Origin of the sequence: Ruegeria sp. SCP11 (assembly GCF_040329455.1) — a bacterium.
Classification (GTDB): domain Bacteria; phylum Pseudomonadota; class Alphaproteobacteria; order Rhodobacterales; family Rhodobacteraceae; genus Ruegeria; species Ruegeria atlantica_E.
In genome coordinates this window covers 209005-219057 of the sequence record NZ_JBDZYG010000010.1, presented here as the reverse complement: position 1 = coordinate 219057, position 10053 = coordinate 209005, and the positions used below count along the sequence as shown (strand labels likewise).

Annotated in this window: 13 protein-coding genes and 2 pseudogenes; 5 read left to right on the top strand and 10 right to left on the bottom strand. The window is 56.0% G+C overall.

Annotated elements, in window-relative coordinates; translation table 11 throughout:
* The 3 genes and pseudogenes from ABLN94_RS16650 to ABLN94_RS16640 form a co-directional block, all read left to right on the top strand.
* Positions 1-77, top strand: a pseudogene (locus ABLN94_RS16650) (integrase); the annotation flags it as partial.
* Between the two features lie 343 nt (positions 78-420).
* On the top strand, positions 421-2319 hold the full coding sequence (locus ABLN94_RS16645; protein WP_352994364.1) for an adenylate/guanylate cyclase domain-containing protein: 1899 nt from the start codon (positions 421-423) through the stop codon (positions 2317-2319).
* Positions 2320-2460: 141 nt separating this feature from the next.
* On the top strand, positions 2461-2751 hold the full coding sequence (locus tag ABLN94_RS16640; protein ID WP_352994379.1) for a hypothetical protein: 291 nt from the start codon (positions 2461-2463) through the stop codon (positions 2749-2751).
* On the opposite strand, the gene ABLN94_RS16635 is transcribed toward ABLN94_RS16640, so the two are convergent.
* Positions 2724-2870 carry a GDCCVxC domain-containing (seleno)protein gene (locus ABLN94_RS16635; RefSeq protein WP_425328920.1) on the bottom strand — a complete coding sequence of 49 codons (147 nt, stop codon included), beginning with the start codon at positions 2868-2870 and terminating at the stop codon, positions 2724-2726. The two genes, ABLN94_RS16640 and ABLN94_RS16635, sit on opposite strands and share 28 nt — an antisense overlap.
* A gap of 76 nt (positions 2871-2946) precedes the next feature.
* On the bottom strand, positions 2947-3270 hold the full coding sequence (locus ABLN94_RS16630; RefSeq protein ID WP_352994359.1) for a hypothetical protein: 324 nt from the start codon (positions 3268-3270) through the stop codon (positions 2947-2949).
* Between the two features lie 97 nt (positions 3271-3367).
* On the opposite strand from ABLN94_RS16630, the gene ABLN94_RS16625 reads away from it, so the two are divergent.
* Positions 3368-3769 carry a MerR family transcriptional regulator gene (locus ABLN94_RS16625; RefSeq protein ID WP_352994357.1) on the top strand — a complete coding sequence of 134 codons (402 nt, stop codon included), beginning with the start codon at positions 3368-3370 and terminating at the stop codon, positions 3767-3769.
* A 159-nt stretch (positions 3770-3928) separates the two neighbouring features.
* Here ABLN94_RS16625 and ABLN94_RS16620 read toward each other — a convergent pair whose 3' ends face one another.
* From ABLN94_RS16620 to ABLN94_RS16595, 6 genes are all read right to left on the bottom strand, one after another.
* Positions 3929-4405 (bottom strand): DUF411 domain-containing protein, encoded by a 477-nt coding sequence (locus tag ABLN94_RS16620; protein ID WP_352994356.1) that lies wholly within the window; start codon positions 4403-4405, stop codon positions 3929-3931.
* Positions 4406-4498: 93 nt separating this feature from the next.
* Positions 4499-4990, bottom strand: a complete 492-nt coding sequence (locus ABLN94_RS16615) for a c-type cytochrome (RefSeq protein ID WP_352994354.1) — start codon at positions 4988-4990, stop codon at positions 4499-4501.
* Positions 4991-4994: 4 nt separating this feature from the next.
* Complete coding sequence (locus tag ABLN94_RS16610) at positions 4995-5894, bottom strand: cytochrome c (protein WP_352994378.1); 900 nt, start codon at positions 5892-5894, stop codon at positions 4995-4997.
* 9 nt (positions 5895-5903) lie between these two features.
* The gene (locus ABLN94_RS16605) at positions 5904-6482 is read right to left on the bottom strand and encodes a c-type cytochrome (RefSeq protein WP_352994352.1); all 579 of its coding nucleotides are present in this window, start codon (positions 6480-6482) and stop codon (positions 5904-5906) included.
* A 55-nt stretch (positions 6483-6537) separates the two neighbouring features.
* Positions 6538-6843, bottom strand: coding sequence for a hypothetical protein (locus ABLN94_RS16600; RefSeq protein WP_352994349.1), 306 nt, complete (start codon positions 6841-6843; stop codon positions 6538-6540).
* Between the two features lie 36 nt (positions 6844-6879).
* Positions 6880-7005 (bottom strand): hypothetical protein, encoded by a 126-nt coding sequence (locus ABLN94_RS16595; RefSeq protein ID WP_352994347.1) that lies wholly within the window; start codon positions 7003-7005, stop codon positions 6880-6882.
* An 81-nt stretch (positions 7006-7086) separates the two neighbouring features.
* On the opposite strand from ABLN94_RS16595, the gene ABLN94_RS16590 reads away from it, so the two are divergent.
* Positions 7087-8817, top strand: coding sequence for a tetratricopeptide repeat protein (locus ABLN94_RS16590; protein ID WP_352994344.1), 1731 nt, complete (start codon positions 7087-7089; stop codon positions 8815-8817).
* 216 nt (positions 8818-9033) lie between these two features.
* Here ABLN94_RS16590 and proC read toward each other — a convergent pair whose 3' ends face one another.
* Positions 9034-9831 (bottom strand): pyrroline-5-carboxylate reductase, encoded by a 798-nt coding sequence (proC, locus tag ABLN94_RS16585; protein WP_352994375.1) that lies wholly within the window; start codon positions 9829-9831, stop codon positions 9034-9036.
* A gap of 27 nt (positions 9832-9858) precedes the next feature.
* Positions 9859-9951: pseudogene (locus ABLN94_RS16580) on the bottom strand (IS5/IS1182 family transposase); the annotation flags it as partial.
* Positions 9952-10053: the final 102 nt, after the last annotated feature.

Here is a 10053-nt window from a genome sequence, read left to right as displayed (position 1 = left end):
AGATGGACAGCACAGTTAGATATCTGGGCGTCGAACTTGAAGACGCTCTAGCTATCGCCGAAGCCATTGAAATCTAGTGCAGTTGGGTCGCTTTCACAGGCGGCCCAAACCAGTCATTCATCTTGCCAGGCGGTGCCGCAGTGCAGCTTCACCGAAGCTGCCATTTGCTGCACGTACGAGATCAAAGCGTTTCCCAAGGCCGACTGTGCGCAACAAAAGGGGCCTTGGAAATCGAGATGCCAGATGGTGCTTCCTCGTCACGACTTCTATCGAGGCTAAAAACAATTGCTATGGGAATTTCGGAGACCAGAAGTTGGTCATGTAGCCACAATATATCACCGAACGATGACTGCATTTTCTCACCGGCAATGGATTCTTCGAGGCTGATACGCTAGAATCTGTAGCTAGGGAGGGTGGTCAATGGAGCGCCGCCTAGCCGCCATACTCGCAGCCGACGTTGTTGGCTTCAGCCGCCTGACTGAGGCCAACGAGGAAGGGACTGTTACCCGCCTCAAAGAATTGCGCAGCGAAATCATCCATCCGGAGATCGCCGAACATCGCGGTCGCGTTGTAAAGCTCATGGGCGACGGCGCGCTCGTCGAATTTGCAAGCGTCGTCGAGGCCATAAGTTGCGCTGTGACTGTCCAGCGCGACGTAGCCGCCTACAATGCCGAACTCTCCGAGGACGACCGCATTGAATTTCGCATGGGGATCAATCTCGGCGACATTGTCGTTGAAGACGACGACATCTACGGCGACGGCGTCAATATTGCGGCGCGTCTTGAGGCCCTGGCTGATCCAGGCGGCATCTGCATATCGGGAACGGCGTTCGACCAAGTCAAAACTAAGTTTGGCGCCGGTTTCGAGTCGCTCGGCGCGCTTAAAGTCAAGAACATTGCAGAGCCGGTTCGCGCATACAGGGTGCTCTTGGGGCCGGAGGATGCAGGAAAGGTTGTTGGCGTGGCAAGGCCGGTGCTGGCGCGCTGGCTCCCCACGGCTATAACCTTCGCCATTCTGGCACTTGTTGGCGGGGCATTTGGTATCGCGTGGCAAAAACCATGGGCGTCCAATCAAGAACAAGTTCCAGTTGCGAGCTCGGCACTGCCTCTACCTGATAAACCCTCGATTGCGGTACTACCCTTCGCAAATATGAGTGGCGACATGGAGCAGGAGTATTTCGCGGACGGGATGACCGAGGACATCATCTCAGATCTATCCGATTTCGGGCTTTTCTTTGTCATCAGTCGCAACTCCAGCTTTGCGTACAAGGACGTCTCTGTGGACATTAAGGATGCCGCACGCGAACTTGGAGTTCAGTACATTCTGGAGGGCAGCGTCCGAAAATCCGGCGACAGCCTCCGGATCACGGCCCGGTTTGTCGACGCACTCGCGGACAAACACATATGGGCGGAGCGATACAACCGAGAGTTACAGGAAATCTTTCAAGTCCAGGACGAGATCACCCAGCGTATCGTCACATCGGTCGCCCCCGAATACCTTTCCGCAGAACTTAAGCGCGCTCAGCGAATGGAAACGCACAATCTCGATGCTTGGGACGCCTTCATGCGCGGCTACTGGCACTTACTGCGCTATACCAAAGACGACAATGCCAAAGCGCAACAGTTTCTGCGTCAAGCCATCGACTTAGAACCGAACCAGGCAAACTCTCATAGTGTTTTGGCTGTGACGTATCTGATGGACGGCTTTTTTGGCTGGAGCGAGTCGCGAGAAGAGTCGTTTCAGGAGGCCCTCCTCAGCGCGGAACGTGGTCTCGCGTTGGATAGTCAGGATTCTCAAGCGCTCAGGTCGATAGGGCTCGTCCACTTCTTTTCGAACAACCACGACGCCGCGCTCGGGTACTACGAGCGTGCCGTCGCCGCCAACCCGAAAGAAGCTGAAAATCTTGCTCTATTGGGGGCAGCTCTCGGGGTTGCGGGCAAATATGATGCAGCGCTCGAACAGTATGAAGCCGCATTTCGTCTAAGCCCGCGCGACGTTCATATCGCGACCTGGTATGGCTATTTGTCAATTGCCGCTTTTGTGGCTGGCTTGGATGAGGAAGCTGTCGGGTGGGCGAGAAAAGCCGTTGAGGCAAACCCTCAGTTTCCGGGCGGGTATCGTACGCTTGCCGCGAGTGCAGGAAATTTGGGGCAGTTTGCAGAAGCAGAAGCCGCACGCGGAAAGCTTCTGGAATTGCTGCCTCATTTAACAATCGCTCAACTTCGAGAGAACCTGCCCTATTTTAAGAACACAGGCGATTTGGAGCGCTATCTTGACGGATTGCTGAAAGCCGGGTTGCCTGAAGGAACAACTGAGTAGTTGCGGGCAAGTCAGCGGCGGCAACAGTCTGTTCCGGGTACTTGCAGAACAAATCCCTATGGAACGTCCGCATTTGCATTCTTGCCTGGAAACACCACTACGATCGGAATGATCGCCAATAGAACTTACCAGCAACCTTCGTTGGATATAGTAAAGGCTGCAACGGGCTCGTTCCAGACCTTGGAGACAGCGCAGCATCGGCCGAACAACAAGCCACGCTATCCTCATGGACGGCCCAAAGCTGCCGTTGACCATCACACTCGGTCGCTGCGCTGCAACTCGTCGAACCTGCCGTTCGCTGCGCCTGCGAGTTATCCTGCAGAACATGCGTCGAACCAGGCTGCGGTGGACTTGGCAGCATTTATTGATTTGGACGAAGGCAGCGTAAGAAAACGTCTTTCAATCTATCCGCAACAGCTGTCGCCCATCTGAATGGGCGGGCATGATACGGTGGCGTAGGAGCAGTATACGCAGCATTCACCTTCGAGTGGCTTCAACACTGCCTTGCGCGACTTGCATTCGTAGAACCACTGGCAGGCGTCAGTCGGCATTTTCTCAGTTTCTTTGTGTCCACATTCTGGACAGGTCAGTGTGCTTTCCCGCACAACGGTTTGTTCTGACATGATCTTACATCCGCATGATTAGGTAATCGTTGATCTGGGCCTCGTTGAGCACGATTGCCCATGCCAAGCACGTCATTGCTGTGCTTCCGACAAGCCACCATTTCAGTCGCGCCATCGATCCGCGTCGGTGAGAAACCAGCCACGATACCACTACCAGCGCAGTTGAAATGGTCAGCACATAGAAACTTGCCGCTGCAATTTCACCGAAAACAGCCAGCCAACTGCCACCCAACCCCAGCAACATCATAACCATAGGTAAGACGCAGCAGGTCGCCACACCCAGGGCCGACAACGATCCAATGTAACTGAGGCCAAGGTATTTATGCACTCCGTCCCTCCAATGGTCGCCATGGACTGCGTTGCAGTTATGGCTGTTGCCTGTATAACTTCTGTAGTTACTACAGGATCAAGAAGGGAAGCTTCACATGATTGCGATTGGAGAGGCCTCCCGACAAAGCGGCGTTGGGATTGAAACGATCCGCTACTATGAACGTGAAGGAATTGTACCAAAACCCGAGCGGGCTCCCAACAATCGTCGCCTCTACTCGGCTCATGACGTTGGCAGACTTCGCTTTCTGAGAAAGTGTCGCGATTTGGGGTTCCCGCTCGCAGATGCAAAGACATTCCTTGATTTGTCTGAGGGCGGCGGTGAAGATTGCCAAACCGTTAAAGATATGGCTGAGCTCCATATTTTCAAAGTGCGCGACAAGATAAGCGAGCTTCGACGTCTGGAAGCCGCACTGATTGAACTCACGACAAACTGTGACAGCGGAAATGTTTCCTGCCCAATGCTTTCTCGACTGCAAACTGCGCAAGACCACCCATAGTTCTTTGGGCGAAATCACCCCGGTGATACTCCTTGGTTTCACCGGAGGCTCCAAAGCAAGGAAGTATAGAGCGACAAAAGGAATAACTGCTGACGCCCCGAAATCTCCAAAAAGGGGCAAGCACCCCTACCGTGGTATTCTTAGGTTGGAGACCGCCGATCAGGCCGCCGCGTAGTGGTTGAACACTTCTGTGGTGCCATCCTTGCGGATCAGGAAGACCGAATAGGCCTCCCGTTCGCTCTCCGGCCCCATGCCGGGCGAGCCAAAGGGCATACCGGGAACGGACAGCCCCACCGCATCCGGGCGCTCGGCCAGAAGGCGCCGGATATCGGTTGGCGGCACGTGGCCTTCGATGACGTATCCCTCGACCAGGCCGGTGTGACAGGAGGCCATCTCCTCCGAGACACCCTTGGTGGCTTTATAGTGCGACAAGGTCTCCCATGAGGCGTTCTGCACCTCCATCTCGAACCCTTCGCGCTGCATGATGTCGATCCAGGCGCCGCAGCACCCGCAGTTGGGGTCTTTGAGGACCTCTACCCGCGGTTTGGCAGTTGCCAGGGCTGGTGAGGCCAGAGCGATGCCGGAGGCACCGAGGCCAGCCAGGAAGAGGCGGCGGCCGAGTATCGGGGTGGTCATTTCATTTCCTTTCCGTTTTCGCGCCTGCGGTGTGACGACGGTTCTTGTGACCGAAACCGCGGGCAATTGTCATGATATGTGTCAAGCGGGCGCTCACGAGCCGCCTTGCATCTGTTCGCTTTCGGTGCGCACCGCCTGCATCTCGCGGATGCGCTGTGGCCACGTGGATTTGATATAGCCCAGGATGTCCCAGATCAGCTGATCGCTCAGGCTGTCTCCGAACCCCGGCATGCCGCTGGCAAAATTGGACACGCCGCGGGCTTCCAGCGCCGCTTCACCGCCCTGTTTGGTGTAGTCAAACAGCAGCGCATCCCCGTGATGCCAGGTATGACCGGTCTCGTCGTGAGGCGGAGCAGGAAGGGTGCCATCCTCATTTGGAGCGCTCCAATTGGGCTGCCCCTCCAGTTCAGCGCCGTGGCAGGAGGCGTAGAATTCGGCATAGAGCACCGCGCCCTCTTCAATATCGGACTCTTTCGGCTGCACCGGCGGACCCGCCTGCGTGCTTGACGGCGCGAGCCACACGACCGCAGCACCGGTGACGACAATCCCGGCCAGGACAAATGCAAAGATTGTTTCGGTTTTCATTGCCTCATCCCCCTTCATGTTCGTCCATCAGATAGGTCGCGATAGCCATCTGGTCGGCCTCTGTCAGGAAACTTGTGCCGTAAATCACGACCTCGCCCATGGATCCGCCAAATGCATCCCCTTCGGGCGTGATGCCGGTGCGCAGGGCATAGGCCAGGCTGGCCACGTCCCATCCCTTGCCCGCCAATGTCAGGTGATCGATGGCTGGCGCTTTCTCTCCGCCGGGCAGCGCATTATTGCCCAGGAAGTGTTCCGTGTCGGATTTGCGCGCGCCAGCGAGGTTGCGCGCCGTATGGCAGGCCGCGCAATGGCCGGCGCCTTCGACCAGTTCGCGACCGCGGTTCCATACCGCGTCCTTACCCGCCACCGGTCCTGTCCGTGGAGACTCCAGATAGGTGGCGCGCCAAAGTTTCAACCCCCAGCGTTGGTTGAACGGAAAGACCATCTCAGGTGGGCGCGATGGTTCGGCGACCGGTGGCACGATTAGGAAGGCGGCCCAGAGATCGGCAATCTCTTGATCCGAGAAATTGGCATAGAAAGGATAAGGGAAGGCCGGGTAGTAGGCATGCCCGTCAGGCGAGACCCCTTCGCGGACGGCGCGAGCGAACTGTGCCTGGCGCCAACCTCCGATCCCGTGGTCAGGGTCGGTGGTGAGGTTCGGCGAATACAGCGTGCCAAACGGGGTTTCCAACGCCACTCCGCCCGCCAGTGGCGCTCCGCCTTTCGCGAAATCGGTATGACACGCGATGCAGCCGGAGGCGCGGGCCAGATAGGCACCGCGGTCAACATCCCCCTTGAGGGTTATGGGCGCGAGCGGCTGGCCGATCGGCCAGGCCATCAGGCCGACAAGGCTAACTGCGGCGATAACAGCCCCAGCCAGCCCCAGACGACAGAACATACGCATCATCCTGGCCTATTTCTCGACCCGAAAGCGTGTATGGCAGGCCGAGCAGACCTGTCCCATCATAGTGAAAACACGGTCGGCCGGCATCTGCGACAGGTCCATCATATTGGCGCCTACACCGGTTCCCATCGTGCTGCCACCCATCATTGAGCCGCCCTGACCGCCCATCATATCGCCGACTGCTGGTGCTTCGCCCGCCATCATCAATCCGTTTTCGGAAGCTTCCGCCAATCCGTCCGCCATCACACGTAACTGATCGGCAAGGGCCGAAAACGCCTCCCAATCCTGCCAGATCTCAGGTTTCGCCTCTGATGGTGCATCAAGGCTGCCTTCGGGGAACAGTCTGGTCAGCGCCTCGCCCGCATGGCGGCTGATATCCTCAGACCGTTCGCGCACCACAGCAGCATCATAGTCTACCTGACCCCGCATAATTGGCGTCAGCACTTTCATCGCCTCTTTCATCACGCCCATGCCATCCATGCGTTCCTTGACAACGCCGGTGGCACCGCCATGCGCAAACACCGATTGGCTTGCCACAACCAGAACGGACGCAACCACCGCGCCCAGCAACAGTTTTTCAGTTTTCATCGGTTTTCCCCGTCTGAGTTATCTCATCACGCCAAAGGGCGTGTGCGGATACGGATCAGATCAGGGATTTGGGTGGGGGCGGATCAAAATTCGAAACAACCGGGATGCCTTCCGTCGCGCGCGGCAGTCCATACCGTTCACTGCATCCGAATAAATCCGCGTTCAGATTCGACAGTTGGACGATCGCAGGACCGCTGCAGAACGCCCCACCGTGACAATGGCCCTGATGGTCCTCTGCAGCATGTTCAGCGTGCGTTTGAACTTCGACAGACACCACGGAGGGCTCATGTTTTCCATGGGCCTCAGCAACACCGCCGGACAAAAGCAGAGCAGCGGCGAACACGCCGGCCGCGACGAGCATCAGCCCGATCCATCTGCGATTGTCCAAAAGCACCGCTCAGCTCATCCCGTTGTCTTGTTCCAATTCTCTCACCGAGGCGATGATGTTCTCAACCTCCGCGCGGGTCAAGCCTTCGACCAGCGACAACTCGCCGAACCGCCAATGACGTGCGACTAAGCTCAACAAAACGTTCAAACATTTTGTTCCTCAGCTACCGACACCGCTAAATTTTCCTATTCGCCTGCCGTCGACTATGCTTCATCCATGTCAAACTTCTTCGAACGAAGGCTGGCCGCTATTCTGGCTGCGGACGTGGCAAACTACTCCAAACTCATGGGGGAGGATGAAGCCGCCATATTGACCGCGCTGCGCCGTTTTCGAATCGACATTCTTGTTCCAAAAGTTGGTGAGCACAGCGGCCGGGTGGTAAAAAGCATGGGCGACGGCTGGCTGGTTGAATTTCCCAGCGTGGTCAGTGGCATCGAGTGCGCAATGGCTGTCCAAAACGAACTGAGCAATGATCCTCAGTTCACGTTGAGGATAGGATTGCACAGCGGCGATGCGAGTTTTGCCGATGGAGACGTCTATGGCGACGGCGTCAACGTGGCCGCACGTCTTCAGGACCTGGCTGAACCCGGTTCACTCGTGATTTCCGAAACTGCGCGGCGCAGCATTGATGCTAAGCTTTCAAATCGGTTCACTTGTCTTGGCTCTCAAAAACTCAAAAACATTGCAGAGCCTTTGGTCGCCTATGGTTGGGGAATGTCAGCATCAGCCATCCAGAGGCACCTTTTTGAGTTACCGGAACGACCTTCGATTGCGGTCTTGGCCTTCGAGAATTTGTCCGACGATGCAGATCAGACATTTTTCGCCGAAGGTATCGCCGAAGATATCATTTCTGCGCTGTCCAAGTTTCACTGGTTCTTCGTGATCTCTCGAAATACAAGCTTTTCCTACCAAGGTCGTACTGTCGGGATAGAGCAAATCGTCCGGGAACTGGGAGTGCAATACGTTCTTGAGGGCAGCGTTCGAAGGGTCGGAAACAGGGTTCGCGTCTCAGCGCAACTGATCGACGCCGTTGCAAACCACTACGTCTGGACCGAACGATTTGAGGGTGTGATTGAAGACATCTTCGATCTGCAGGACGAGGTCACAAAAAGAATTGTGGGCACCGTCGCACCTGAATACCTGTCTGCTGAAATGCGTCGGGCACGGCGCAAGGTGATACCCGGGATGGACGCCTGGGAACTGACCGCGCGCGCTCACTGGCATCTCTCACAATTCACAAAAGCAGACATAGCCGAAGCCCAGAACCTATTGCTGAAAGCCGTCGATCTGGACCCGCAAAGCTCATTCGGGCTGGCGGATTTGTCATTTACGCATCTGATGCAATGCGTGAACGGCTGGAGTGATGATCCTGACGCTTCCAAGTCCGAAGCGGTAAGACTGGCGCAACGGGCGGTTTCGATGAGCGGCCGCGACGCGTATGCGATGGCCCTACTTGGTGCAGCGGATTTGTTTTCAGGCAATCATCACGACGCTGTGATGAAGTTGCGGGATGCCATATCGCTAAACCCCAACGACCCTCATGCCTATGCTTTACTTGCCAGATCCCAGGTTTACCTGGGCGACAGCAAAGAAGCCCTCAGCAACATCATGGCCGCGATCAGGCTCAGCCCGCGCGATCCTTTGTTGGCTTTGTGGTATTCCATTCGCTCACTCTGCGGATTTGTTGCAGGCCGATATGAAGAAGCCATCGTGTGGGCCGAGGCGTCAATCCGGGTCCAGCCAAACCGCAGCAGCTCTTATCTTGATCTTGCCGTGAACAATGCCATTTGCGGCAAGCTCGATGAGGCGAGGCAGGCTGTTCTCGACCTAAAGCGTCTTGAACCCGGCGCCTCTCTTCAGTTGGCAGAGCGCGCGCACCCATTCGCGCGATCGGAGGATCATAAGCGCTATCAACAGGGTTTGCGCACAGCGGGCTTGAATAGGTGAACGCGGCCCTTTGCAGACACTCAAAATTGTTCGCACCGCTGCATCGCAGCGTCCCTTAAGCAGACGTTGCATTTGCTTCCTATCATTGACTTAGGCTCAAGAAACCTGTCGTTTTTATACGTACAACTCGCCTCAAGCCTTACATTGAATACAGAACGTCACGTGAGTGGATTAATTTCGAAGCACCGCTATGAACTACGCAGAACGCTTTGGACATCACGTCCCGTGTTTGTTTTGAGACAGCTCGATACTGCGACTATGAGCAGCCTGCGCAGTCCTTAGAATGAGCGGGAGCACCCCTTTATCAAGGGACCTAAACTCATGCAGGCCGGCTTCAGTTGTTCCATTTGGGGATGTAACCTGATTTCGAAGTTCGGCAGGTGAGTTTGGGCTGAGCCGCATCAAATCGCCGCTCCCCGAAACCATTGCAGATGCCAGTTTGGCCGCAACTTCTTGAGCCAAACCCAATTGTCTCCCGGCTTCTGCCAATGCCTCTGTCATCGCAAACACATAGGCCGGACCACTTCCAGAAATCGCCGTCACTGCGTGAAGCATTTTTTCATCTTCTAGGACCACGGTCTCTCCAACTGCCTGCATCAATTGTATTGCAAGTTCCATATGACTGACGGTAGTGCATGCATTGCCGACAAGCGCGGTGATGCCAGAACCGACCGATGCAGGTGTGTTTGGCATTGTGCGTACAATTGGTGTCTGCGGACCCAGCAACTCTTCATATGTCGAAATCAAAGTGCCAGCGGCAACCGATACGAAAAGAGTTTGCCCGAACCCATGCAAACTCGGGTCCGACAAAGCGGAAGTCATGACCTGAGGCTTCGTCGCAATTACCGCAACAGCAGGCGGCTCATCTGGTTGTTGGTTCAATCGCAGACCGCGTCCCACAAGGCCCTCCAGCCAGTCTGATGGACGCGGGTCCAGGACGATGATCTGTTCGGGCTCCAACCCGGCATTGAGCCATCCGTTTAATAGAGCCGATCCCATCTTGCCGCACCCCAAAAGCAATAAGCCACGATCACCGATCTCTATCCATTTGTATTTCAACGCATCCCGGAACCAGTCGGCATCATAGCCACGATTCCTGAGCAGCCAGTCCGCATTTGGGATGCTTCTGAGCATAGTTTAGGTTTCAGAGAGTCCTGGTGGTCAGATCGTTTTGCTTGATCAGCAGCTTAGTTTGTTTAAAGTCGCCGAGGCAGTTTGGCCCGTTCAAAACTTTAC

Excerpts from the sequence above, each read along its gene's own strand:
- ABLN94_RS16645 (WP_352994364.1), top strand. The coding sequence starts at position 421 with ATGGAGCGCCGCCTAGCCGCCATACTCGCAGCCGACGTTGTTGGCTTC.
- ABLN94_RS16635 (WP_425328920.1), bottom strand. The coding sequence starts at position 2,870 with ATGCCGACTGACGCCTGCCAGTGGTTCTACGAATGCAAGTCGCGCAAG.
- ABLN94_RS16625 (WP_352994357.1), top strand. The coding sequence starts at position 3,368 with ATGATTGCGATTGGAGAGGCCTCCCGACAAAGCGGCGTTGGGATTGAA.
- ABLN94_RS16620 (WP_352994356.1), bottom strand. The coding sequence starts at position 4,405 with ATGACCACCCCGATACTCGGCCGCCGCCTCTTCCTGGCTGGCCTCGGT.
- ABLN94_RS16615 (WP_352994354.1), bottom strand. The coding sequence starts at position 4,990 with ATGAAAACCGAAACAATCTTTGCATTTGTCCTGGCCGGGATTGTCGTC.
- ABLN94_RS16610 (WP_352994378.1), bottom strand. The coding sequence starts at position 5,894 with ATGCGTATGTTCTGTCGTCTGGGGCTGGCTGGGGCTGTTATCGCCGCA.
- ABLN94_RS16605 (WP_352994352.1), bottom strand. The coding sequence starts at position 6,482 with ATGAAAACTGAAAAACTGTTGCTGGGCGCGGTGGTTGCGTCCGTTCTG.
- ABLN94_RS16600 (WP_352994349.1), bottom strand. The coding sequence starts at position 6,843 with ATGCTCGTCGCGGCCGGCGTGTTCGCCGCTGCTCTGCTTTTGTCCGGC.
- ABLN94_RS16590 (WP_352994344.1), top strand. The coding sequence starts at position 7,087 with ATGTCAAACTTCTTCGAACGAAGGCTGGCCGCTATTCTGGCTGCGGAC.